Here is a 22,942-nt window from a genome sequence, read left to right on the forward strand (position 1 = left end):
AGACGCGTGGCGGACCAGAAGCGTGATACGCGAGGATTCCGCGTGTACGGAATCGTCGAGATCGTCATGGGAGCGATCTACCTGGCGGCGGGGATCCTCCTCTTCCTCGCTCTTCTGCCCGATGCCGACGTTGTGTTCTTCGTGCCCGTCGGACTCGTGGGCGCGATCGCCGTCGCAGACGGGATCGGCACCGTCAGGGCGGCCGGGCTGCCCTCGTTGCGCTGGCGCTGGCCACACCTGTGGCTCATGCTCGCGAGCGTGGTGGTGGCCTTCGCCGGTTCGATCGCCGTCTTCATCGTCGATCTGCCCGATCATCCAGGTGTCGGATTCGGCTTGGCGATGCTCCTGTTGATCCTCGGCGCGGTGCCGCTGATCATCGGATTGCGCACGACGCGCGCCATGCGTGCCGGGCACGATCACGACTGACGCCTGGGCGAACCGATCAACACACGGCGCGCCCCTGTCGACCGTCCGGTAGATTCCACTGCGGACAAGGGACGGAAGGAGCGCCGATGAGAAGACGCCGCTGGCCGAAAGTGCTGGGCATCGTCCTGGGGAGCGTGGCGGCCGTGGTGGCGTTGGTCGTCGTCGCGTTCCAGGTGAGTCCGTGGCCGAGCGTCCTCCTCCTACGCGCCGTCGGCGACGACGGCATGGGGACGGCCCGGGGCAACGAGGCGTACGTGCCCGACGGCATCCACTCCGATCTCGACCTCGTGTACCACGACGGCATGACGCTCGACGTCTTCCGCCCCGCCTCGGTGAGCGGGCCGCTGCCGACGATCGTGTGGGTGCACGGGGGCGGGTTCATCGGCGGGATCAAAGCGCCTCTGCGGCCGTACCTGAAGATCCTCGCGTCACACGGCTTCACCACCGTCAACGTCGAGTACACCCATGCTCCCGAAGCGACGTATCCGACGCCGGTGAAACAGCTCAGTGCTGCGCTGGAGTACGTTCGCGCGCACGCCGGCGAGCTCGGCGTCGACGCCGATCAGATCGTGCTGGGCGGTGACTCCGCCGGCGCACACATCGCCGGTCAGACCGCGTTGGCCATCAGCGATGCGCGCTACGCGGCAGACGCCGATCTGCCGCGTGCCATCCCCGCCACAGCGCTGCGTGGTGCGGCCCTGTTCAGCGGCCCGTTCGATCTGCGGCTGACGAACCCCGAGAACCGCCAGATGGCGTGGTTTCTCAACACGGTGCTGTGGGCGTACACCGGCACGAAGGACTTCCGCACCGATCCCGCCCTCGCCTCCGTGTCTCTGCCCGAGCACGTGACCTCGTCGTATCCGCCCACGTTCCTCTCGACAGGCCCCGCCGACCCGCTCCTGAGCCATTCGGAATCCATGGCGAAGGCGCTGGCTGCGCACGGGGTGGATGTCACGACCCTGTTCTTCGACCCGGCGACGACGCCCGACACCGTCGGCCACGAGTATGCCCTCGCGCTGGACACGCCGCAGGGCAAGCGGGCGATGGTGCAACTGGTGGCCTATCTGCGCCGGGTGACAGACGGCCCCGAACCACCGGGCGTCAGCGCCGACTGGTGAGTCACCCCACCAGGGCAGCGAGGCCGACGCCGAACAGCCCGATCAGCGTCGTGCCCACAGCGATCGCGCAGAGGGGAGCGGCGCCGCCCACGCGCGGCGTGCCCGAAGCAGCTGCGCGCTCGACGAAGGCATGATGCCGGCGCCGCGACATCCACCACATCCAGAGTGAGGCGACGACGCCCACCGCGCCCGGAATCGCCCACGCCAGTCCGCCCAGCAGCTCGGGCAGCAGCCGCATCGCCACGAGTGAGCCGACGGCGACCGACAGCCCGGTGCGCCGCCACGACAGCGTCGTGCGCTCGATCTGCAGGCCGACGTCGACCGGACCGGGTGCCGTCATCGCAGCAGCACCGCCAGCAGCACGAGCACGCCGGCCACTGCCAGCGTGACCGCCAGAGCGGCTCCGACCGGCGGGTGCGGAAGGTGTCGGGCCTCGCGCATCGCGCGCTCGGTGTACGCCCAGGCGATCCACGAGGCCAGGGGGAGCACCGCGCCGACGATGATCAGGACGAGGGATGCCGCGAGCCGCAGCTGCGGCTGCAGATCCAGTCCGAGCGCCTCGAGGGCGACACCGCCGGCGATCAGGGCGAGCGACGTGCGCGTCCACGCGAGGAACGTCCGCTCGTTGGCGAGTGAGAAGCGGGCGTCGGGTTCGGTCCCACGCGCGAACACCGCCCGTGGGAAGCGGTGACCGGGGCTGTCGGTGGGCGAGGTCATGACGTCATCGTACGGGCGACTGTGGCCGCGGCATCCCGTCTCGATAGGATGGAGTGCAACCCGTCCTTTCATCAACCGGGGGTCTCTCATGCCGGGAATCGTCATCGTCGGAGTGCAATGGGGTGACGAGGGGAAGGGCAAGGCCACTGATCTCCTCGCCGACCGCACCGACTGGGTCGTCAAGTTCAACGGCGGCAACAACGCCGGCCACACCGTGGTGGTGGGCGATGAGAAGTACGCGCTGCACCTGTTGCCCAGCGGCATCCTGACTCCCGGCGTCACCCCGGTGATCGGCAACGGCGTGGTCATCGACCTCGAGGTGCTCTTCAGCGAGCTCGAGGCGCTGACCGCCCGTGGCGTCGACGTGTCGCGGCTGAAGGTCAGCGCGAACGCGCACATCATCACGCAGTATCACCGCACCCTCGACAAGGTGACCGAGCGCTTCCTCGGCAAGCGGCAGATCGGCACGACCGGGCGCGGCATCGGCCCGACCTACGCCGACAAGATCAACCGCGTCGGCATCCGCGTGCAGGACCTCTTCGACGAGGGCATCCTGCGCCAGAAGATCGAGGGCGCGCTCGACCAGAAGAACCACCTGCTGCTGAAGGTCTACAACCGGCGCGCGATCACATGCGATGAGGTGCTCGAAGACCTTCTGTCGTACACCGAGCGACTGCGCCCGATGGTCGACGACACCGCCCTGCTGCTCGATCGAGCGCTCGACGCCGGCGACGTCGTCGTGTTCGAGGGCGGCCAGGCCACGATGCTCGACATCGACCACGGCACCTATCCGTTCGTCACGTCGTCGTCGGCCACCGCCGGGGGAGCGGCCACGGGCTCGGGTGTAGGTCCGAACCGGCTCGACCGCATCGTCGGCATCGTCAAGGCGTACACGACCCGGGTGGGCGCGGGCCCGTTCCCGACCGAGCTGTTCGACGAGTCGGGCGACTGGCTGCGCTCGCGCGGCTTCGAGTTCGGCACTACTACCGGCCGCCCGCGACGCGTGGGCTGGTACGACGCCCCGGTGACCCGATACGCGACGCGCATCAACGGCATCACCGACCTGGTGATGACCAAGCTCGACATCCTCACCGGGCTTGAGCAGATTCCCGTGTGCGTCGCCTACGACGTGGGCGGAGAGCGCTTCGACGAGGTGCCGGTCAACCAGACCGACTTCCACCACGCGACGCCGATCTACGAGTACTTCCCTGGCTGGAGCGAAGACATCTCGGGTGCCCGCACCTTCGAAGACCTGCCGCAGACCGCGCAGGACTACGTCATCGCCCTCGAGAAGATGAGCAACACGCGCATCTCGGTGATCGGTGTGGGTGCCGCGCGCGACGCCGTCGTCGTGCGCCACGACCTCGTCTGATCCAGGTCGCCGAGCGGCCGGCGGCGATGCCGCAGAAAGGGAAAACCATGCGTTTGTTCACCGGCGGCTACACCGCCGACATGGACGGTTCGGCCACCGGCATCGGCACTCTCCTGGCCGGCGGCGCGGATGACGCGCTCGCGGGCGGGCCGCTGGGCTTCGCGGGCGATGCCGCAGCCACCGGAGGTTCGCCCTCGTGGATCGCCGCACACCCGACCCTCGACGTGCTGTACGCAGCGCTCGAGGCCGACGGTGCGGTGCAGGCGTTCGCGCGCACAGGGGAGGCCTCGTTCACCCGGCTCGGCGGTCCGGTCGCCGCCGGTGATCTGACCTGCCACGTCGCGGTGGCGCCCGACGGAGCCTCGCTGCTGGCGGCGTGCTGGGGTGACGGCCGCATCGTGCGGATGCCGCTGGATGCCGCGGGCCGCCCCTCGTCGCCGACGCTCGCGCCGGCAGCGGCTGACCCGTACGCCGAGCCCGACCTCGCCGCCGCGCTCGCCGCGGGCGAGGCCGCCGGCGCGGTCGACCTCTCCCGCCTCCTTTCGCCCTCCGCGCCCAGCCCTTCCCCGCTGAGAGTGCAGCTGGCGGACGAGGAAGCGGGTGGTTCCCTATCTCTCGGCGATCAGCTGCACTCTCACGGTGATACCGGGGGTGCGAGTGCGGAGTCCGCCGGCGACACCCGGGTCTCGCGCACCCACCAGAGCGCGTATCTGCCCGGCGGCGTGATCGCGACGACCGACATGGGTCTCGACCTGGTGCGGTTCTGGCGGGATGCCGCGACCGGCCTGCGACCGATTGGACAGGTCGTGCTGCCCCGGGGGAGCGGCCCGCGCCACATGCGCTGGCACCCGAGCGGGCATCTGTACGTCATCACAGAGCTGTCGCGCGAGGTGTTCGTGCTCGCCCCCGAGGCCTCGGGCGCCTGGCGGATCATCGCGGGCACGCCGCTGGCCGGGGGCCTGCTCGACGACGACACGGCCGCCGAGCTCGCGGCATCCCGCGACGGCGAATTCCTCTATGCGGGCGTGCGCGGCTCGAACACTATCGCCACGCTGCGCGTGCGCGGCGACGGCTCGCAGCTGCAGCCGGTGGCGCTCGTCGACTCGGGGGTGAACTGGCCCCGGCATCACATCGTCGTGCGCGACACGCTGCTGGCCGCCGGTCAGCTCGGCGATGAGGTCGCCTCGCTCGCGCTCGACCTGCGCACGGGCGTGCCCGGCACCGTTCGCCATCGCACCGCGGTGCCGTCGCCGACCTGCCTGCTGCCCGCGCGCTGAGTCAGACGAGCGCGGCTTCACCGACCTGCCCTGTGCGTAAGCCAGGGCGGCTTCACCGACCTGCGCCGTGCGTAAGCCAGCGCGGCCTCACCGGCCTGGGCCGTGCGTAAGCCAGGCCTTCACTGGCCTGCCCTGTGCGCACGTCAGGTGCATCGGTTTTCGGCATTGAACTTCCGGTTCACACAACGGCGAGGGCTGTGTGAACCGGAAGTTCAATGCGCTTTTGGAAAGGTTCCGCCGGCCCGGGCCACGGCCTGGTCCCGCCGGCCCCGGTCCCGCCGGCCCGAGGTTCCGTCAGCCCTGGTCCCGTCGGCCGGACGAGAGGCTCCGCGGGCCGTGCAGGGAGGGTAAGTCGGGCCGGGATAGGGACTCCGGCCGCCGGAACATCCCGGCCAGGCCGGCACGAGCACCCGGCCGCGCCTCAGACGGCGCGCCCGCCTACACTTTCGCGTCTTGGCGTGGAATCACGACCTGCTTGATGATCAGCAGGATCGACGCGGTCACCGGGATCGCGACGAGCGCTCCGAGCAGCCCCAGCAGTGTGCCGCCGACGAGCGCGCCGATGACGACGAGCGAGCCGGGCACCGACACCGCCTTGTTCATGACGCGGGGCGTGAGCACGTACGCCTCGATCTGCATGTAGATGATGTAGACGATCGCGAAGATCAGCGCGCCGAGCGGGCTGGCGAACAGCGCGATCGTCGTGCCGATCACCCAGAACAGCACCGATCCCACAAGGGGGATGAGCGTGATGATGAACGCCACGACAGCCAGCAGCAGCGGGAACGGCAGCTGCAGCACCAGATAGAGGATGAACGCGACCAGTGCGTTGAAGAAGGCCAGCACGACCATCCCGCCCAGGTACCCGCCGATCGACGTCGTGATCTGCTCGGTGATCGATGCGACCTTCGGCCGGTTGCGAGCCGGTGCCAGCGTGGTGAACGCCACCTTCATGGTCGGCAGCGACGCGAGGAAGTAGAGGCTCAGCACGAGGATGATGATCAGCCCGGAGATCGTCGTGCCGATGGTCACGCCCACCTGCACCACGCCGCCGCCGATGGCGGCGATGTTGGCCGGGTCGGACAGGAACTTCTGCACTTGACCGACGAGATCGCCGACCTGGTCGCCGAAGTTGCTCTGCAGCCAGGCGTACAAGTCGGTGGCCTGGAAGTCCGACACTAGCTGCGGCACGTTCTTCACGAACGCGGTGATCTGCTGGATCACGGTCGGGATGATCAGCCAGAGCACACCGACCAGCACGAGTGCGAACACCGTGTAGACGATGACGATGCCCCACGCGCGCTGCACGTTGTGCCGTTCCAGCATCCGCACCAGTGGGTCGAGGCCGAGCGCCGCGAACATCGCGAAGACGACGTAGATGATGACCGTCGACAGATTCGAGACCGCCAGCCCGAGCAGGATCGCCACCAGCGCCCCCGCCGTGACGAAGAACCCCACGGCGAACGGATGGTTCAAACTCGCCCAGAACGTGCGCGACGGCACGGCCTCGCCGGACTGCAGGGCGACGGCGTCGGTCGCGGGTCCGTCGACGGGGAGGGTGGATGCCGCAGCCGCGGCATCCACGTCTTCAGCGGCCGCGTCGACCGCGGGGACATCGCCCGTTGCGTCTGTCATGGAGCACACTCTATGGGCACCGCGGCGTCACACCCGGCAGGCTCGCACGGCCCGGGCGATAGGGTCGAAACGCACTGCACGCTGACGGAGAACCACCATGACCGACGCCGAAGACCCCATCGACACGCTGCGACGCTTTCGCCACAGCATCGACAACATCGACGCCGCGCTCATCTACCTGCTGGCCGAGCGGTTCAAGTGCACCAAACAGGTGGGTCGGCTGAAGGCCGAACACAAAATGCCGCCGTCCGATCCTGCGCGCGAAGAGCAGCAGATAGCGCGCCTGCGCAACCTCGCCGAAGAGGCCGACCTCGACCCCGAGTTCGCGCACAAGTGGTTCTCGTTCGTGGTCGCCGAGGTGATCCAGCACCACGAAGCCGCCGCGGACGGCGCCTGACGCGACGATCCCCCCGAGCCCACAAGAGCACAGGGGGAACGACGCGATCCAGGATCAGGGAGTCAGCCGCCGCAGCATCCAGAACTCGGTTGCTGCCAGCACGACCACGATGGCCAGCACCACCAGCGAGAGCGGCACGACTCCGAGGCTTGCCAGCCATCCGAACACGGCGGCCCAGGCGTTGAACCGACCGATGATCCACAGTGCGACGAGGAGGAGCGCCCCCACGCCCACGAGCACCAGGGTCAGGCCGATTCCGCCGAAGCGCTTGTAGATCGTGGCGCACCAGAACCCCGCGGTGAAGGTGAGCATCGCCAGGGCGAAGACCGACAGCGCCGAACCCAGTGGCCCCGAGGCCCACGTCCAGTCGGTGTAGAACATCCAGCCGTTCAGACCCCAGCCGCCGGTGGCCGACTCGATGAGTCCGCCGACGGTCGTCACCACCGCCAGGAGCGCCGCCGTCAGGGCGGCGGTCAGGTAGGTGCCGAAGAAGAACTCGCGGCGGGTCACGCTCATCGCCTGCGAGAACGGGAACGTGAGAGTGAGCGACTGGATGCCGACGGCGAGCAGGTACCAGATGAGCGCCTGGGCGCCGCCCGAGTACTTGGGGCCGCCGTAGGGGATCATCAACCAGATCACCATGGAGAACACGAACACCGCGGCGAGGATGATCAGCGGGATCCACACGAAGGTCATCCGGTTCACGAACTGCATGCGCACGACGTTGACGATGCGACCGCGCGGGGTGGCCGAGGCGGTCTGGGTGAGGGCGGTCATCGCAGGGCTCCTTCGTTCGGGACGTGGCTATCGGCCGCGCGCTGCGTCATGCGCACGATCAGCTGCTGCAGCGAGACGGGCACGACATCGAGGCCGGATGCCGCGAGCCGTCGCCGTTCGTCGTCGGTGAGCGCGCCCAGCACGGTCACGGAGACGACGCGCCCGAGCGACTCGCGGTGGATGACCTCGCGGCCGGCGACGAACGCCTCGACCGCGCCGGCATCGCCCACGATCGTGGCGGCGCGGTCGCGTACCTCGTCGGTGGTCTCGTCCATGATGATCCGGCCCTGATCGATCACGAGCACGCGCTCGATGAGGTTCGAGACCTCGTCGATCAGGTGACTCGAGAGGATGATCGTGCGCGGGTAGGCGGCGTAATCTTCGATGAGTCTGTCGTAGAAGACCTGCCGGGCCACGGCATCCAACCCCAGATACGGCTCGTCGAAGAACGTGATCTCGGCGCGCGAGGCGAGGCCGATGATCACGCCGACCGCCGAGAGCTGGCCACGCGAGAGCTTCTTGATGCGCCGGTTCATCGGCAGCTGGAAGTCGGCGACGAGCCGGTCGCACAGCTCCTGATCCCAGTTCGGGAAGAAGAGCTTCGCCGTGCGGAAGGCGTGCGGGGCCTTCGCGTCATCGGGGTACTTCTGACTCTCGCGCACGAAGCACATGCGCGGCAGTACCCGCGCGTTCTCGTAGGGCACCTCGCCGAACACGCGGACGTCGCCGCTCGTGGCGAAGTTCTGCGCTGTGAGGATCGACATGACGGTCGTCTTGCCGGCGCCGTTGCGGCCGAGCAGGCCGTAGATCACGTCCTTCTCGATCTTGAATCCGACGTCGTCGACGGCGATGACGTCGCCGTAGCGCTTGGTGAGGTTCTCCACCTCGATGACGCTGGTCACAGCGCGCTCCCTCCGGTGGTGGTGTGTGCAGACGCGCGCTCGCGGATGAGTGCGCGCAGGTCGTCGGCGTCGAGCCCGATCTTGGCCGCCTCGGCCAGGAGCGGTTCGACGTAGCGGTCGGCGAACGCCGAACGCCGCTCTTCGAGCAGCAGGTGCCGCGCGCCGGGCGCGACGAACATGCCGATGCCGCGCCGCTTGTAGAGCACGCCCTTGTCGACGAGCATGTTCACTCCCTTCGCCGCAGTGGCGGGGTTGATGCGATGGAAGGAGGCGAGCTCGTTCGTCGACGGGGCTTGCGCCTCTTCGGCGAGACTGCCGTCGATGATGGCGTCTTCGACGCTCTCCGCGATCTGCAGGAAGAGCGCTCTGCCTTCGTCGACCACATCGCCTCCTCGGTCTGTCGGTTAGTTACTCGACTAATGAACCACCGGACCGGGCCGATGTCAAGAGTGGATGTCTGGGCAGGTTGCGAAGCTCTATAGATTGACATAACGTTGATAGAAGGGCCGCACCGCTGTGTGCCGAGCCCTGACGACCAGTCCGCGGCCGTGTCGTCGCCCCTGGGGTGTTCTGATACGGGCGTATGGTCGACGGTCTGGGCGACAGACCCGATGTGTGTCGCCGACGTGTTTCCGCTACAAGGCATCCAACGGTGAATGCTGTGCGAAACGCTGAAGATCGTCACCCGGGCGCAACCGATGCAGTCGAGTTGGCAGCGACTGCGGAGGCCAAGCAACGTGACAATCCCACCAGCAGTCGAGGCCAAGGGCCTCTACAAAGTCTTCGGGCGCACCCCGAAAGACGTCGTCCGCCGCTTGAAGTCCGGCGAGAGCCGTGCACAGGTGGCGGATGCCGGAACGGCAGCCGTCATCGACGCGAGCTTCACGGTGCAGCCCGGCGAGATCTTCGTGATCATGGGCCTGTCGGGGTCGGGTAAGTCGACGATCATCCGCATGCTCAACGGCCTGCTCCAGCCCAGCGCGGGCGAGGTGCTCGTCCAGGGGGCCAACGTCACCACGGCGAGCCCGAGCGAGCTGCGCGGCATCCGTCGCCAGTCCATGTCGATGGTGTTCCAGCACTTCGCGCTGCTGCCGCACCGCAGCGTGCTCGACAACGCCGCCTATGGCCTCGAGATCCAGGGCGTCGGCAAGACCGAGCGTCGCGAGCGCGCTCGCGAGATCCTCACCAAGGTGGGGCTCGGCGACCGCATCGACGCGATGCCCGATGAGCTGTCGGGTGGCATGAAGCAGCGCGTGGGCCTGGCCCGCGGGCTTGCGGCGGGCACCGACATCCTGCTCATGGACGAGGCGTTCTCCGCGCTCGACCCGCTGATCCGCCGTGAGCTGCAGGAGCAGCTCGTCGAGCTGCAGCAGGAACTCGGCCGCACGATCATCTTCATCACGCACGATCTGAACGAGGCCATGTTCCTCGGCGACCGCATCGCGGTCATGCGCGACGGGCGCATCGTGCAGAACGGCACGCCCGAAGAGATCCTCACCGATCCCGCCAACGACTACGTGGCCCAGTTCGTGCAGGACGTCGACCGTGCCCGGGTGCTCACCGCCAGCGGCGTCATGGAGCGTCCGCTGGCCGTGCCGGTCTCGGCCGGCATCCGCGGCGCGCTGCGCGTCATGCGCGAAGAGCAGGTCGGCGAGGTCTACGTCGTCGAGAACCGCAAGCTCGTGGGCGTGGTCACCGACCGGGCCGTGATCCACGCGGTCAAGGGCGGCACGACCGATCTGCGCACTATCGCGGACCGGTCGGTGCGCGGCGTCGGACCCGACGAACTGCTCACCGACATCGTCGAGCAGGCCGTCGGCAGCCCCGTGCCGCTGCCGGTGGTCGGCGAGGGTGGACGCCTGCTCGGGGTCATCCCGCGCATCACCTTGCTCGCCGCGCTCGGCAACGTGCCCGCCACCACGCAGTCGATGCCGATCATCCCGGCCACCGCGCTCGAGCTCGCGGCCGAGATCGGCCGGCTCGAACCCGGTGCCCTCGCGCACGCGGCCGGAGGCGCCCCCGCCGACACGGCTGTGGCCGCGACGGAAGGAGGCGACCACTGATGGACATCCCCCGCATTCCTCTCGGCGACTGGGTCGAGACCTTCATCGGTTGGGTCATCGACGTCTTCGGCGGCTTCTTCGACGTCGTATCGACGGTCTTCTCCGGCTTCTACGACGGAGTCGACTGGCTGCTGGCCACGCCGCCGTTCTGGGCGATCATCATCGTGATCGCCGCGATCGGGTGGCTCGCCAAGGGCTGGAAGCTCGCCGTCGGCGCGATCATCGGTCTGCTGGTGATCGCCGTGCTCGACCAGTGGGAGAACGCGATGGACACCCTCGCGCTCACCATCGTCGCCGTGGTCATCGCGCTCATCATCGCGATCCCGGTCGGCATCTGGGCCGCCAAGTCGCAGACGGTGTCGGCGACTGTGCGACCGATCCTCGACTTCCTCCAGACGATGCCCGCCTTCGTCTACCTGATCCCCGCGATCTTCCTGTTCGGCGTCGGCGTCGTGCCCGGCATGGTCGCGACCGTGCTGTTCGCGGTCGCCCCCGGCGTACGTCTCACCGAGCTGGGGATCCGCGGCGTCGATCAAGAGGTCGTCGAAGCCGGCAACGCTTTCGGCGCGACACCCGGCCGCATCCTGCGACAGATCCAGCTGCCGCTGGCGATGCCTTCGATCATGGCCGGCGTCAACCAGGTCATCATGCTCGCCCTGTCGATGGCGGTCATCGCCAGCATGGTCGGCGGACCGGGCCTGGGCAAGGACATCATCCAGGCACTGAGCCGTACCGACATCTCGCTCGGCTTCGAGGCCGGTCTGGCCGTCGTCATCATCGCGATGATCCTCGACCGCATCACCAGCGGCTTCGGCGATGCGAAGCGCTCGCGCAGGCGGGCGCAGGTAGCGACCGCAATGGACGAGGCACCCGACGCCGGCACCGAGACCGTCGTGGTCCACGCCGGCTAGCGGCATCCACTCTTCGGCGCCCGGGCCACCACCCGAGACGCCGACATGCCCGCGAACCGCGCGGGCCTCCCCAACACCCGTGGACAGCACGCGGGAGGAAAGGAATCAATCACATGAAGAAGCGCACACTGCTCGGCGCCCTCGCCATGGGCGTGGCCGCCAGCGTGGCCCTCGTCGGCTGCGCGAGCGGCACCGGCGACAGCGCCGGCTCCGGCTCCGGCTCGGGCGACGCCCAGAGCAAGAAGATCACGGTCGGCGTGTTCAACGGCTGGCCCGAGGGCGAGGCCGTCTCATACCTGTGGCAGGCCGTCCTCGAGAAGCAGGGCTACGACGTCAAGCTCGAGTACGCCGACGCCGGCCCGGTCTTCGCGGGCCTGGCCAAGGGCGACTATGACGTGACGTTCGACGCCTGGCTGCCCACCACGCACGCCAGCTACTTCGAGCAGTACGGCGACGACCTCGTCAAGGTCGGTGCCTGGAACAACGACGCCAAGCTGACCCTCACGGTCAACGCCGACGCGCCGATCGACTCGATCGACGAGCTCGCCGCGAACGCCGACAAGTTCGACAACCGGATCATCGGCATCGAGCCGGGCGCGGGCCTGACCGAGGCGATGGAGAAGAAGGTCATCCCCCAGTACGGACTGGATGACATGGACTTCATCACCTCGTCGACGCCGGCCATGCTTGCCGAGCTGAAGAAGGCGCTCGACGCCGACGAGGACATCGTCGTGACGCTGTGGCGCCCGCACTGGGCGTACGACGCCTACGACCTGAAGGACCTCAAGGACCCGAAGGGCGCGCTGGGCGATGCCGAGTCGATCAACACGGTGACCCGCACGGGCTTCGCCGACGACCAGGCCGAGGCCAACAAGTGGTTCACGGCGTTCAAGATGGACTCTGACCTGCTGTTCTCGCTCGAGAACGTGATGTTCCGCGAGGACCACAAGCAGAGCGAGTACCCCGAGATCGTCAAGAAGTGGATGGCCGACAACCAGGACTTCGTCGACTCCATGACCAAGTAGGTCCGCTGCGTCGTTGAGCGAGGGCTGCAGGCCCGAGCCGAAACGACCGCTGCAGGGCCCAGGGGCCGGTATCCCGTTCGCGGGGTGCCGGCCCTTCGTCGTGCCTGGGCGAGGGAGGGGGTGGATGCTGCGGCACGCGGCGTCAGGGCGCTGCGATTCAGTCGTCGCGTATTACCGTTTTTCGCGACGGAAACGGTCATTCGTGACGACCGAACGAGAGGCGGGATGCCGTAGCCGACGGCCTCAGCGCAGGCCGCCGGTGCCGACCAGGCGCCACCAAGCCTCGACCATCACGTCGAACTCGGGCGCGGTGTCGATGTCGAAGCCGCCGTTACGCATCCAGTACAGGGCGGTCTGGTCGAGGTTCGCAAAGGCGAGTTCGCCGCGGAAGTGCCGCGCGGCCGGATCGAACCGGTCCGCGGCATCCAGCCCCTCCACGACGTCGGCGACGACCTCCTCGACCCACGCGTAGAACAGCGTACGGATGTCGGGATCCACCGCGGCGGCTTCGGTCGCCGCGATGATGTAGGGACGGATGCGCGGCCAGCGCCTCGCCTGATTGAGCAGCCAATCGGCCAGGAGGCCGCGTGAGCCGATCCGTACGGCGTCGACGAGGGGGCTCGCCGTCGAACCCCCTGTGTCGGGACGCGCGCGCCGATCGAGGATCTCATTCAGCTCCCCGATCAGGGCGCGCATGAGGTCCTGGCGCGACTCGAAATGGGCGTAGAACGTGACGCGCGTGGTGCCGGCGCCGGTCGCGATGTCATCGATCGTTGTGGCTACGTAGCCGTTGGTGACGAAGAGATCGAGAGCCACCTCAAGCAGCCGCTTACGCGTGGATTCTTTCTGCTTCTGCCGGAGGTTGGCCATGCCTGCGAGCCTAATCGCCCTCGATGCTCATCGGATCCCTCGTAAATTGAGTTGACAGCGTGTAAGGTCAAGCTTCAGACTTGACGAAGCCACCGGCGAGGCCGCCGGCGGCAGAAGAGAACGAAGGAGTTCCTCCCATGGTCGAAGCCACCGTCGAGGGCAGCGCCGGTTCACCCGCCCGGTCGCCCCTCTCACAGGCGCGCACGCGCGCCACGCTCGTGACGGCGTTCCTGGCCGTCACCCTCGCGCAGATCGTGAACGCGTTGCCCGGCGCGCTCAACGGCACCTTCCAGGTGCAGTTCCACAACGGCGGCGTCGCCATCTCGAACGCCGAGCTGACCTGGATCTCGACGGCGTTCATGATCCCGCTGGTGTGCTTCGAGCTCACCTTCGGCATGCTCGGCGACCGCTTCGGTCGCCGTCGCCTGCTGTTCGTGGGTGCCGCCCTGGTCGTGATCGGCACGATCATCGACGCGTCGGCGCCGCTCAGTGCCGTCTGGGTGATGTGGATAGGCCGCATCTTCGACGGCCTGGGCGCCGGCATCCTCTTCCCGATCTCGCTGTCGCTGGCGACCTCGGTCTCGACCACGACCGCCGCCCGCGCGCGCAACATCGCGGCGTGGACGGGCTTCCTCTCCCTCGGCGCGGTGATCGCGCCCCTGCTCGGCGGGTTCACCGCGTCGGCGTTCACGAGCTTGAATGCCGACGGCACCGTCGCCTTCCCCGGCTGGCGCATCGCCTTCCTCGTGACCGCGGTGATCGCGGCCGTGGTGTTCGTCTGCAACTTCCGCTCACAGGAGTCGAAGGCGCCGACCGGGAAGCGCGTGGACGTGCCCGGTCAGATCACTCTCGCGCTCGGTCTCATCGCCCTGCTGACCGCCACGGCGCAGGGATCGGACGCCTTGGTCGGCTACGGCAACCCCTGGGTCATCGCCGGCTTCGTCGCGGGCGGTCTGCTGCTCGTCGCGTTCGTCGTCATCGAGCTGCGCTCCGACGCGCCGCTGCTGCACCTGTCGGTGTTCAAGAACCGCTCGTTCGCCGTCGCGTCGATCGTCGCCGTGGTGGGCATGTTCGCGTTCCTGACCTACTGCTTCTCGATGAGCATCTGGACGACCGGTCTGCAGCAGAACCCTGCATGGGTCAACGGCGTGCTCATGGTGTTCGTGCAGGCCCCTGCGTTCCTGTTGATCCCGCTGACCGGCATCCTGATCCACCGCGTCTCGCCGCGGTGGCTGCTGACGATCGGCTGCGCGCTGATGGCGGTCGGCTGCTACTGGTACGCGACGCTGCCGCTCGCGAACGCCGATCACTCCCTGCCGAGCTGGACCGTCTACATCCTGCCGAGCCTGCTCGTGGGCCTCGGCTTCTGGCTCGTGATCGGATCGATCACCGCCGCCGCGGTCAACACTGTGCCGCCGGCGCAGGAGGGGCTCGCTTCCGCTGCGACGAACATGTTCCGCGACCTCGGCTTCTCGCTCGGTCCGATCGTGGGGGCGGCGATAGCGTTCGGCATCGGTGCCACCGTTTTCAGCGGCGCGTTCGCAGGCATCGCGACGAGCCTGGGACTACCGGCCGAGATGGTGGCGCAGCTGTCGCATGTGCCCCCCATGGGCTTCCTCTCCAGCGCCGAGCTGCAGCAGGCGGTCGGCGGCGTCGCCGGCGACGCCGCGGTGAACCAGGTCCTCGGCGCAGCTTCCGATGCGCTCGGCGAGGGCTTCCAGGGGGCGTTCCTCGTCGCGGGCATCGCGGCGACGGTCGCGATGCTGGCGGCCTTCTTCGGCCTGTTCCGCACGAAGGCGAGCGTCACGGTCGAGACGCAGCTGTGAGCGTGCATCGCTTCGCCGGTCGATTGGCCATCGTCACCGGCGGCGCGCGCGGCATCGGCCGCGCCGTCGCCGGTCGGCTCGCCGACGAGGGCGCCGCGGTCGGGATCGTCGATCTCGATGCGGCCGCCGTCGACGGGGCCGTGGCCTCCCTGCGCGCTGGCGGTGCGACCGCTGCGGGCGCGGCCGCCGACGTGTCGGATGAGGATGCCGCGACCGCCGCGATCGGGGACCTCGTCGCAGCGCTCGGCGGTGTCGATGTGCTCGTCACGATGGCGGGTGTGTATCCGTGGGTGCCATTCGAGGCGATGTCGGCCGACGTGCTGCGGCGCGTGCTCGATGTGAATCTGGTCGGTACGCTCACCGCCGTCTTGTCGGTGATGCCGCACATGCGAACCGCGCGTTACGGGCGCATCGTCACGGTGGGATCGGGCACGTTCCTGATCGGAGCGCCTCCGCAGTCCGCGTATATCGCCTCGAAGGCTGGTGTCGTGGGGCTCACCCGCTCGCTCGCGAACGAGGGCGGGCCGGACGGGATCACCGCCAACTGCGTGCTGCCGGGGCTTATCGAGACCGAGCACCTGAAGGAGCAGCACGATGGCGCGGACGAGCTGTTCGCACAGGTCGTGCGGTCGCAGGCCGTGCCGCGTCGTGGCCGTCCCGCCGACGTGGCTGCCGCGGTCGCCTATCTCGCGAGCGAGGAGGCCGGCTTCGTCACTGGGCAGTCGCTGCTCGTCGGCGGGGGAGACCGCTTCTTGTGACGTCTACTCACTTGACATGCTGTAAAGTGAGTAGACGCTGCGGCCCGGCCGCGACTCGATGGAGAGGAATCCAGTGAACGGCACAGTCCACACGGTGCTCGGCGACATCCCCGCCGACCAGCTGGGCGTCGTCGCGGTGCACGAAGCGCTGCTGTCGGTCGTCCCGGGGGCGCAATATGCGTATGACATCCCCTTCGACCGCGCCGAGATCTTCGCCGAGCTCGCCGCGAAGCTTCGCGCGTTCGCTGCGGCCGGCGGCGGCGCGATCGTCGACGCGACCGGTATGTTCCACGGTCGCGATCTGCCGCTGTACGAGGCGCTCTCACGGGCGACCGGGGTGCACATCATCGCCTCGACGGGGCAGGGCCCCGAAGGCGAGCTGGGTGGCTACTTCCTCACGCCGCAGACCAACCCGCCCACGCCGTGGCCGGCCGAGCGCTTCGCCGAGCTGTATGCCCGCGAGATCACCGAGGGAATGGTCGTGCCGCGCGTCGAGCGGCGCGCAGCGGCGGGGCTCATCGCCACCGGTGCGACCCGCACGGGCATGACAGCCACCGAAGAGAGCCAGTTCCGCGGCTGTGCCCGCGCCGGGGCGGTCACGGGTGTCGCCCTGTCGATCCGGCATGGCACCGACGCGCTGCATGACCTGGGTGTGGTGCTCGACGCCGCCCTGCCCGCCGACCGCGTGGTCGTCGGCGGGCTCGACCGCGCCGACGCCATCGCGGCCGGCGCTCCCGCCGCCGTCGCCGGGGCGGGCGCGTACGTCGGCATCGACCACATCGGCCACTCCGGCGAGATCGATGACGCGGCCCGCGCGGCGCTGGTCGCGGGCCTCGTCGCCGCCGGACACGGCGACCGCGTCGTCCTCTCGTCATCGGCGACCGGCGTCGCGAAGGGCCATCACGACGCGGGCGTCTCGTTCTCCCACGTGCTCGAGGTCTTCGTGCCACTCCTGCAGGAGGCGGGAGTGCCGGATGACGGCATCCACCGTCTTCTCGTCGACAATCCCGGTCGCCTGCTCGCCGTGAAGGAGGACTGATATGGCCCGCGTGAACACGGTCTTGGGGGCCATCGCCCCGGAAGAGCTCGGCTTCGTCGCTGTGCACGAGCACATCGGATACGGGATGCCGGGTTCCGAGCTCGACACGCAGTGGTGGAAGTCGCCGGAGCAGCGGTATGAGGAGACCGTGCCCAAGCTGCGCTTGTTCCACGAGAACGGCGGAGGCACGTTCGTCGACGCCACCGGCATCTGCAACGGCCGAGACATCCCGTACTACCAGTCGCTGTCGGAGAAGACCGGCGTGCACATCGTCGCGTGCACGGGCTTCGTCGGCGGTGACACGGCGCTGAAGTACTTCGCCGAGGCGAGCGTCGACTACCTGCGGCGCCAGTTCGTGCATGAGATCACGGTTGGCATCCAGGGCAGCGCGGCCAAGGCCGGCATCATCAAGGTCGGCGTGAGCCGCGGGTTCCGGATGAAGGAGCTCGACCTTCGCATCTACCGTGCCGCCGCCCAGGCGTCGCTGGAGACCGGCGTGCCGATCTTCACGCACCTGGCCGTCGACGTCGAGCCCGCGCTGACGATCTTCGCCGAGGAGCAGCTGCCGCTGGATCGCGTGCTGTTCGGGCACGCCGACGATGGTGTGAGCCAGGGCAAGGTCAACCAGCAGGCGATCCTCGCTGCGGGCGGGCGCCTCGGCTTCGACACCTTCGGCTACGACCTCGAACTGCCCGACCCGCCCTTCTGGGGCCGGCACCGCGACGAGCGGCTCGAGCACTTCCTCTCGCTCGTACGCGCCGGGCACGTCGACCAGCTGTTGGCCTCGGCCGACGCCAACTGCAGCCCGCTGGGCTGGCCCGGCGTCAAGGGCCACACCGTCAACTACCTGTTCGAGCAGCTCATCCCGTCGCTGCGCGACGCCGGCGTCGACGACGCGACGATCCACCGGATCTTCGTGACGAACCCGGCCGGCTTCCTCACCATCGATGGCTGACCGCACCCGGCCCTCCCGCACGACCGCACGACCCGCACAACCCGCACGATCCCAGAACGACAAGGACGCGTCATGGACCTGAAGAACCTCGACATCGCCGTCGTCGGCGCCGGCTACGCCGGAGCCGCCACCGCGAAAGCGCTGAGCCGGCTCGGCGCGACAGTGAACGTCTATGAGAAAGCGCGCGAGATCCACGAGGTCGGGGCCGGCATCGGGCTGCGCCCGTCATCGCTCGACGCGTTCCGCACCTGGGGCATGCTCGACGCGATCGAGGCGGTCACCAGCCCCAGCGAGAGCTTCGAGATCCTCACGGCGACGGGGGAGCGCATCGCCGAGGAGGAGTGGCCGGAGAAGGACGTCTTCGGCCTGACCACCCGCTTCGTACACCGCGGCGACTTCATCGACGCCCTCATCGGCGTGCTGCCCGAGGGCATGGTGCACACCGCGCACCGACTGGTCCGTATCGACGACGCGGGTGAGCGCCCCGTGCTGACGTTCGACGACGGCTCGACGGTGACCGCCGATCTCGTGGTGGGCGCTGACGGCATCCGCTCGCGGGTGCGCCGCGAGCTGTTCAGCGACGCCGAACCGGTGTACGCGGGCGAGCACGCCTATCGCGCCGTCATCGACGTCGACGCGTGGCACGGCCTGCCGTTCGACGACAAGCTGCGCATGTACCTCGGGCACGGCACGAAGATCTACGCGCTGCCGCTCCAGCACCGCGGGCAGCTCTCGTTCGACATCACCGCGCTCAACCCCGACCCGACCCCGACCCCTCTCGACTCGAAGGAGATGATCGTCGCCACGGTCGCCGGCTTCGACGACGCGATCGTCGCCGCCACCCGTGACCTCGACATGGACATCGTCAACATCCGCTCGGTCTACGACATCGACCCGATCGACGTGTGGCACTCCGATGACGTCGTGCTCGTCGGCGACGCGGCGCACGCCATGTGCCATCACCAGGGGCAGGGCGCGAACTCGGCGATCCTCGACGCCGCGGTGCTCGCCGAGTGCCTGACCGAGGCGGCCACGGTCGCCGACGCGCTCGCCCAGTACCAGGCGCTGCGCAAGCCCATCACCGACGGACTGCAGAAGGTGTCGCGCCAGGGGTGGAGCGAAGACGAGATCGACTCGGTGTTCCCGGGACAGAAGCCCGGTGAGCTCGCCGCGATGATGAAGGAGTGAGGATGCCGCTTCATCCTGACATCGCGGCGTTCCTGGCTTCGCTGCCGACGCCCGAACCCGGTCCGATCGATCCGGACGTGCTGCGCGCCGCCGAGCACGCGCACCTCGCGCCGGTCTCGTCGCGCCCGCACGTCGCGAGCGTCGAAGACCGAACCGCACGCACTCCCGACGGCGACGTGCCGGTAAGGGTGTACCGTGACGGGGCCGCGGGCCGCGGCATCCTGGTCTATCTTCACGGCGGCGCGTTCTTCCTCGGCAGTATCGAGACGCACGACCATGTCGCGCGGGCGCTCGCCGTCGCGACCGGCCTCGACGTTGTCGCCGTGGGCTACCGGCTCGCTCCTGAGAACGCGTTCCCCGCGGGGCTCGACGACGCGTGCGGCGTCGTGCGCTGGGCCGACGAGCTCGACGGCGGCCCCGTGCTGGCCGTGGCCGGCGACAGCTCGGGCGGCACGTTCGCCGCGGCGGTCGCCGCGCGCTTGCATGACGAGGGCTTCGACCGCATCACACACCAGGTGCTGCTGTATCCGTCGCTCGACCTCGACTTCGATCAGAGCCGGTACCCGTCGCTCGTCGAGAACGCGACCGGGTACGGGCTCGAGTTCGCGGGCCTTGCGCCTTTCAACGCGTTCTATCTCGGGTCGGGCGCCGACCCCGCCGACCCGCTCGTCTCGCCGACGAAGCGGGCGGACCTCACGGGTCTGCCGGCGGCGCTCATCGTGACGGCACAGTTCGACCCGTTGCGTGACGAGGGCGAGGCCTACGGGCAGCGGCTTCGCGATGCGGGCGTCGACGCGGAAGTGGTGCGGATGCCGCGGGCCAATCATGGGTTCGTGCAGAACTTCCCGCACCTGGACGAGAGCCGCGAGGCCATCGCGCAGGTGGCCCGCTTCGTCGGGGAGGCGGGATGACCGTCGCCGTCCACCCGATTGCCGCGCCCTGGGGGCGGTTCCACCTCTACAGCTTCCTGATCGACGCGCCCGAGCTCGCGCTCGTCGACACCGGGGTCACCGCGTCGGCGGCGGGCGTGCCGGCCGAACTCGAGCGCCTCGGTCGGCGCATCGAGGACGTACGGTGGATCCTGCTCACGCACGGGCACATCGACCACGTCGGCGGGGCGTACGCGCTGTGGGAGGCCACCGGCCGCAGAGCCCAGGTCGTCATCGGCGCCGACGATGCGGACTTCGTGCGTTCGCGGCGGGCCCACGTCGACGAAGCGCTCGCCCTGCGCGGTGACCTCGTCGGCCGCGAGGCGCTGGAGGCCGCCAAGACCGCCGAGGCGGCAGAAGCCATCTCGGGCGAGTTCGAGCCCACGCGCCTGGTGCGCGGCGGCGACACCCTCAACCTGGGCGGCGTGACTGTCGAGGTGCACGCCGTGCCGGGGCACACGGCGGGAGCCGTCGCGTACGCCGTCGACGGACACGTGTTCGCCGGCGACGCGGTGCAGTGCTTCGGGGCTGCAAGCGGGTTCCCCGGCTATGAGGATCCCGACGCATACCGGTCCAGCCTCGAGCGGCTGAGCGCCCTGGCACCGGAGCACCTCTATCTCGGGCATCCCTACCACCGGGCCGACGGCTCGGCGTTCCCCGTCGCGCTCGACGCCGCCGACACTGCAGAGGCACTCGACGGCAGCCTCGCGCGCGAGGCGCAGATCCGCGGCGCCGCGCGACTGCACCCTGCTGGGGCATCCGACTCGGTGTACTCGCCGTATGCCGCGGTCGCGGCATCCCTCGACTACACGGGCGATCCGACGCTTGAGCCGTCGCCCTTCTTCACCACGATGCGCGGCTACGCCGCGGTGCACACAGGAGCATCATGACCCACACCACCACCGTGACCGCCGGGGACCGCGAGATCACCGTGCGCAGGGACCTCGACATCCCCATGCGCGACGGCGTGACGCTCGTCGCCGACGCCTATCACGCGCCCGACGACAAGCCGCGCCCCGCGCTGATCGCCCTCTCGCCATATGGCAAAGAGCTGCAGGCGCTCGCGCTGACCATGCCGCCGCAGCGGCGTCCGTCGCCCATGTGGGACGGCTGCATCGAGGCCGGCGACATCGCCCGCGTCGTCGACGAGGGCTACGTGCACGTGATCGGCGACCTGCGGGGCTCGGGCGGATCGGAGGGTGAGCACGTCGGCAACTACAACGCCGGGGGAGTGTCGCTCGGGCAGGACGCCTACGACGTCATCGAGTGGGTCGCGGCACAGCCCTGGTGCGACGGCAACGTCGGCATGATCGGCATCTCGTACTACGGGTCGATGCAGGTGCTCGCCGCCGCCGAGCGCCCGCCGCACCTCAAGGCGATCTTCGTGTCGGGCGGGCACTACGACTTCTACGAGACGACGTACCACGGCGGCGTGATGTGGTTCATGCCGCGCGCGGCGCGTGAGGGGCGTGGCGGCGACTCCGGGTGGGCGTTCACCGACCGGATCACCTCGCGCATGCTGACGTGCGTCGACGAGGCCGAGGTCAAGGCGCGGGTGGCCGAGCGGCTGGCCGACCCGGACGTCGCGGCCTGGCCGAACCTCGTGCATACGCTGCACTATCCGAAGCATCACGAGGCCTGGTTCGACATCATCACGAACGACCTCGACGGCGACTGGTACGAGGAACGCAACCCGATCACGCTCGCGCCGAACATCGACATCCCGGTGTGGCTGCAGATCGACCAGGGCCGCGGCTGGACCATGGACGGCACGATCGAGCTGTTCCAGACGCTGCGCTCGCAGAACAAGCGCCTGTCGATCGGCTCGTACCCGCCGATGCAATCGCGCCCGTGGGTCGAGGAGCACGACAAGATGTTCCGCTGGTACGACAAATGGCTCAAAGGCATCGACAACGGTGTGGACCGCGAGCCGGCCGTCGAGGTGTTCGTCGAGGGGTCGCGCAGGGTCGTGACCGCCGCGCAGTGGCCGCCCAAGCCCGTCAAGCACCGGGAGCTGTACCTGCGCCCGCGGCGCAGACTGTCGTTCGAGCCGGAGATCTTCGGGCCTGCGGCCGCAGCGCCCGACGGCTTCTTCCAGGCGCCGCTGACGGTGACCGACAAGGTCGAGATCCTCTCGTGGTCGACCGAGCCGTTCACCGAGCCGGCCGAGATGATCGGCACGGGCGCGTTCCACCTTTTCGCCGTAATCGACCAGGACGACACGAACTTCATCCTCCGGCTGTGGGATGCTGCGCCCGGCGGTGCCCGCCAGCTGCTGACGACCGCGTACCTGAAGGCCTCGCAGCGCGAGCTCGATCCGTCGTTGTCGGAGTACGGAAGCCCCGTCCACCCGCACACGCGGAAGGTGCCGGTGACCCCCGGCGTGATCGAGGAATACGTGTTGCGCGTGTACCCGTTCGCCGCGACGATCCTGCCCGGACACAGGGTGGTCGCCGAGCTGAGTTGCGACGAGCCGCTGACCGACGAGCACAATTCGCTGCTGCCGCCGGACGCCTTCCATCTGCCGGTGGGGCGCCCCGTCACGCACACGATCTACCGCGACGCGCTGCACCCGTCGCGTCTCGTACTGCCGTTCACGGCGTAGCGGCGCGAGCATGGGCGGAGTGGATGCCGCAGCGTAAGGGAGCCGCGGCGTGCCGGCCGGGGTGTGAGGCCTGCGCCTTCGTGTTCGGCAGTCAGCTTCTGCGGACCCACCGGTGTGACACTCGCGGAAACCGACTGCTGAACAGCGGCTCC

Annotated in this window: 23 protein-coding genes; 16 read left to right on the plus strand and 7 right to left on the minus strand. The window is 68.9% G+C overall.

Annotated elements, in window-relative coordinates:
* Positions 1-6 precede the first annotated feature (6 nt).
* Positions 7-426 carry a hypothetical protein gene (locus PU630_RS00180; protein ID WP_275278338.1) on the plus strand — a complete coding sequence of 140 codons (420 nt, stop codon included), beginning with the start codon at positions 7-9 and terminating at the stop codon, positions 424-426.
* 86 nt (positions 427-512) lie between these two features.
* Positions 513-1,544 (plus strand): alpha/beta hydrolase, encoded by a 1,032-nt coding sequence (locus PU630_RS00185; protein ID WP_275278339.1) that lies wholly within the window; start codon positions 513-515, stop codon positions 1,542-1,544.
* A gap of 1 nt (position 1,545) precedes the next feature.
* Here PU630_RS00185 and PU630_RS00190 read toward each other — a convergent pair whose 3' ends face one another.
* Together PU630_RS00190 and PU630_RS00195 are read right to left on the minus strand one after the other, a co-directional pair.
* On the minus strand, positions 1,546-1,884 hold the full coding sequence (locus PU630_RS00190) for a DUF202 domain-containing protein (RefSeq protein WP_275278340.1): 339 nt from the start codon (positions 1,882-1,884) through the stop codon (positions 1,546-1,548).
* Complete coding sequence (locus PU630_RS00195; RefSeq protein ID WP_275278341.1) at positions 1,881-2,261, minus strand: YidH family protein; 381 nt, start codon at positions 2,259-2,261, stop codon at positions 1,881-1,883. Before PU630_RS00195 ends, PU630_RS00190 begins: the two co-directional genes overlap by 4 nt.
* 88 nt (positions 2,262-2,349) lie before the next feature.
* Between PU630_RS00195 and PU630_RS00200 the strand changes: the two genes are divergently transcribed.
* Both PU630_RS00200 and PU630_RS00205 read left to right on the plus strand, forming a co-directional pair.
* Positions 2,350-3,633, plus strand: a complete 1,284-nt coding sequence (locus PU630_RS00200) for an adenylosuccinate synthase (RefSeq protein WP_275278342.1) — start codon at positions 2,350-2,352, stop codon at positions 3,631-3,633.
* Positions 3,634-3,680: 47 nt separating this feature from the next.
* Positions 3,681-4,910, plus strand: coding sequence for a lactonase family protein (locus PU630_RS00205; protein WP_275278343.1), 1,230 nt, complete (start codon positions 3,681-3,683; stop codon positions 4,908-4,910).
* A gap of 438 nt (positions 4,911-5,348) precedes the next feature.
* Here PU630_RS00205 and PU630_RS00210 read toward each other — a convergent pair whose 3' ends face one another.
* Positions 5,349-6,545: an AI-2E family transporter gene (locus PU630_RS00210; protein WP_275278344.1), complete on the minus strand. Its 1,197-nt coding sequence runs from the start codon at positions 6,543-6,545 to the stop codon at positions 5,349-5,351.
* Between the two features lie 97 nt (positions 6,546-6,642).
* Between PU630_RS00210 and PU630_RS00215 the strand changes: the two genes are divergently transcribed.
* Positions 6,643-6,942: a chorismate mutase gene (locus PU630_RS00215; RefSeq protein WP_275278345.1), complete on the plus strand. Its 300-nt coding sequence runs from the start codon at positions 6,643-6,645 to the stop codon at positions 6,940-6,942.
* Between the two features lie 54 nt (positions 6,943-6,996).
* On the opposite strand, the gene PU630_RS00220 is transcribed toward PU630_RS00215, so the two are convergent.
* From PU630_RS00220 to PU630_RS00230, 3 genes are read right to left on the minus strand one after another with little or no spacing between them, the layout of a single operon-like run.
* The gene (locus PU630_RS00220; RefSeq protein WP_275278346.1) at positions 6,997-7,719 is read right to left on the minus strand and encodes a hypothetical protein; all 723 of its coding nucleotides are present in this window, start codon (positions 7,717-7,719) and stop codon (positions 6,997-6,999) included.
* Positions 7,716-8,621, minus strand: a complete 906-nt coding sequence (locus PU630_RS00225; protein WP_275278347.1) for an ABC transporter ATP-binding protein — start codon at positions 8,619-8,621, stop codon at positions 7,716-7,718. The genes PU630_RS00220 and PU630_RS00225 overlap by 4 nt, the downstream gene beginning before the upstream one ends.
* Positions 8,618-9,004 carry a GntR family transcriptional regulator gene (locus tag PU630_RS00230; protein ID WP_275278348.1) on the minus strand — a complete coding sequence of 129 codons (387 nt, stop codon included), beginning with the start codon at positions 9,002-9,004 and terminating at the stop codon, positions 8,618-8,620. Before PU630_RS00230 ends, PU630_RS00225 begins: the two co-directional genes overlap by 4 nt.
* A 315-nt stretch (positions 9,005-9,319) precedes the next feature.
* Between PU630_RS00230 and PU630_RS00235 the strand changes: the two genes are divergently transcribed.
* The 3 genes from PU630_RS00235 (at position 9,320) to PU630_RS00245 (ending at position 12,620) form a co-directional block, all read left to right on the plus strand.
* Positions 9,320-10,684 carry a quaternary amine ABC transporter ATP-binding protein gene (locus tag PU630_RS00235; protein ID WP_428982015.1) on the plus strand — a complete coding sequence of 455 codons (1,365 nt, stop codon included), beginning with the start codon at positions 9,320-9,322 and terminating at the stop codon, positions 10,682-10,684.
* Positions 10,684-11,595 carry an ABC transporter permease gene (locus PU630_RS00240; RefSeq protein ID WP_275278350.1) on the plus strand — a complete coding sequence of 304 codons (912 nt, stop codon included), beginning with the start codon at positions 10,684-10,686 and terminating at the stop codon, positions 11,593-11,595. The genes PU630_RS00235 and PU630_RS00240 overlap by 1 nt, the downstream gene beginning before the upstream one ends.
* Positions 11,596-11,708: 113 nt before the next feature.
* Entirely contained in the window at positions 11,709-12,620 is a 912-nt protein-coding gene (locus PU630_RS00245; RefSeq protein WP_275278351.1) for a glycine betaine ABC transporter substrate-binding protein, read from the plus strand.
* A 243-nt stretch (positions 12,621-12,863) separates the two neighbouring features.
* Here PU630_RS00245 and PU630_RS00250 read toward each other — a convergent pair whose 3' ends face one another.
* Entirely contained in the window at positions 12,864-13,490 is a 627-nt protein-coding gene (locus PU630_RS00250) for a TetR/AcrR family transcriptional regulator (RefSeq protein WP_275278352.1), read from the minus strand.
* Positions 13,491-13,627: 137 nt separating this feature from the next.
* Here PU630_RS00250 and PU630_RS00255 point away from each other — a divergent pair, with 137 nt between their 5' ends.
* The 8 genes from PU630_RS00255 (at position 13,628) to PU630_RS00290 (ending at position 22,790) form a co-directional block, all read left to right on the plus strand.
* Positions 13,628-15,316 (plus strand): MFS transporter, encoded by a 1,689-nt coding sequence (locus PU630_RS00255; protein WP_275278353.1) that lies wholly within the window; start codon positions 13,628-13,630, stop codon positions 15,314-15,316.
* Positions 15,317-15,318: 2 nt separating this feature from the next.
* On the plus strand, positions 15,319-16,074 hold the full coding sequence (locus PU630_RS00260) for an SDR family NAD(P)-dependent oxidoreductase (RefSeq protein WP_275278354.1): 756 nt from the start codon (positions 15,319-15,321) through the stop codon (positions 16,072-16,074).
* A gap of 73 nt (positions 16,075-16,147) precedes the next feature.
* Entirely contained in the window at positions 16,148-17,113 is a 966-nt protein-coding gene (locus PU630_RS00265; RefSeq protein WP_275278355.1) for a phosphotriesterase family protein, read from the plus strand.
* Position 17,114: 1 nt separating this feature from the next.
* On the plus strand, positions 17,115-18,068 hold the full coding sequence (locus PU630_RS00270) for a phosphotriesterase family protein (protein ID WP_275278356.1): 954 nt from the start codon (positions 17,115-17,117) through the stop codon (positions 18,066-18,068).
* Positions 18,069-18,140: 72 nt separating this feature from the next.
* Entirely contained in the window at positions 18,141-19,256 is a 1,116-nt protein-coding gene (locus PU630_RS00275; protein WP_275278357.1) for an FAD-dependent monooxygenase, read from the plus strand.
* A gap of 2 nt (positions 19,257-19,258) precedes the next feature.
* On the plus strand, positions 19,259-20,167 hold the full coding sequence (locus tag PU630_RS00280; protein WP_275278358.1) for an alpha/beta hydrolase: 909 nt from the start codon (positions 19,259-19,261) through the stop codon (positions 20,165-20,167).
* Positions 20,164-21,075: an MBL fold metallo-hydrolase gene (locus PU630_RS00285; RefSeq protein WP_275278359.1), complete on the plus strand. Its 912-nt coding sequence runs from the start codon at positions 20,164-20,166 to the stop codon at positions 21,073-21,075. The genes PU630_RS00280 and PU630_RS00285 overlap by 4 nt, the downstream gene beginning before the upstream one ends.
* Positions 21,072-22,790: a CocE/NonD family hydrolase gene (locus PU630_RS00290; RefSeq protein WP_275278360.1), complete on the plus strand. Its 1,719-nt coding sequence runs from the start codon at positions 21,072-21,074 to the stop codon at positions 22,788-22,790. The genes PU630_RS00285 and PU630_RS00290 overlap by 4 nt, the downstream gene beginning before the upstream one ends.
* The last annotated feature ends 152 nt before the right edge of the window (positions 22,791-22,942 follow it).

The sequence above is a fragment of the Microbacterium horticulturae genome (assembly GCF_029094505.1).
In the GTDB taxonomy this organism is placed as follows: domain Bacteria; phylum Actinomycetota; class Actinomycetes; order Actinomycetales; family Microbacteriaceae; genus Microbacterium; species Microbacterium horticulturae.

Bases quoted from the DNA above. Each gene is read 5' to 3' on its own strand.
- PU630_RS00185 (WP_275278339.1), top strand. From the start codon at position 513: ATGAGAAGACGCCGCTGGCCGAAAGTGCTGGGCATCGTCCTGGGGAGC.
- PU630_RS00190 (WP_275278340.1), bottom strand. From the start codon at position 1,884: ATGACGGCACCCGGTCCGGTCGACGTCGGCCTGCAGATCGAGCGCACG.
- PU630_RS00195 (WP_275278341.1), bottom strand. From the start codon at position 2,261: ATGACCTCGCCCACCGACAGCCCCGGTCACCGCTTCCCACGGGCGGTG.
- PU630_RS00200 (WP_275278342.1), top strand. From the start codon at position 2,350: ATGCCGGGAATCGTCATCGTCGGAGTGCAATGGGGTGACGAGGGGAAG.
- PU630_RS00205 (WP_275278343.1), top strand. From the start codon at position 3,681: ATGCGTTTGTTCACCGGCGGCTACACCGCCGACATGGACGGTTCGGCC.
- PU630_RS00210 (WP_275278344.1), bottom strand. From the start codon at position 6,545: ATGACAGACGCAACGGGCGATGTCCCCGCGGTCGACGCGGCCGCTGAA.
- PU630_RS00215 (WP_275278345.1), top strand. From the start codon at position 6,643: ATGACCGACGCCGAAGACCCCATCGACACGCTGCGACGCTTTCGCCAC.
- PU630_RS00220 (WP_275278346.1), bottom strand. From the start codon at position 7,719: ATGACCGCCCTCACCCAGACCGCCTCGGCCACCCCGCGCGGTCGCATC.
- PU630_RS00235 (WP_428982015.1), top strand. From the start codon at position 9,320: ATGCAGTCGAGTTGGCAGCGACTGCGGAGGCCAAGCAACGTGACAATC.
- PU630_RS00240 (WP_275278350.1), top strand. From the start codon at position 10,684: ATGGACATCCCCCGCATTCCTCTCGGCGACTGGGTCGAGACCTTCATC.
- PU630_RS00245 (WP_275278351.1), top strand. From the start codon at position 11,709: ATGAAGAAGCGCACACTGCTCGGCGCCCTCGCCATGGGCGTGGCCGCC.
- PU630_RS00250 (WP_275278352.1), bottom strand. From the start codon at position 13,490: ATGGCCAACCTCCGGCAGAAGCAGAAAGAATCCACGCGTAAGCGGCTG.
- PU630_RS00255 (WP_275278353.1), top strand. From the start codon at position 13,628: ATGGTCGAAGCCACCGTCGAGGGCAGCGCCGGTTCACCCGCCCGGTCG.
- PU630_RS00270 (WP_275278356.1), top strand. From the start codon at position 17,115: ATGGCCCGCGTGAACACGGTCTTGGGGGCCATCGCCCCGGAAGAGCTC.
- PU630_RS00275 (WP_275278357.1), top strand. From the start codon at position 18,141: ATGGACCTGAAGAACCTCGACATCGCCGTCGTCGGCGCCGGCTACGCC.
- PU630_RS00280 (WP_275278358.1), top strand. From the start codon at position 19,259: ATGCCGCTTCATCCTGACATCGCGGCGTTCCTGGCTTCGCTGCCGACG.
- PU630_RS00285 (WP_275278359.1), top strand. From the start codon at position 20,164: ATGACCGTCGCCGTCCACCCGATTGCCGCGCCCTGGGGGCGGTTCCAC.
- PU630_RS00290 (WP_275278360.1), top strand. From the start codon at position 21,072: ATGACCCACACCACCACCGTGACCGCCGGGGACCGCGAGATCACCGTG.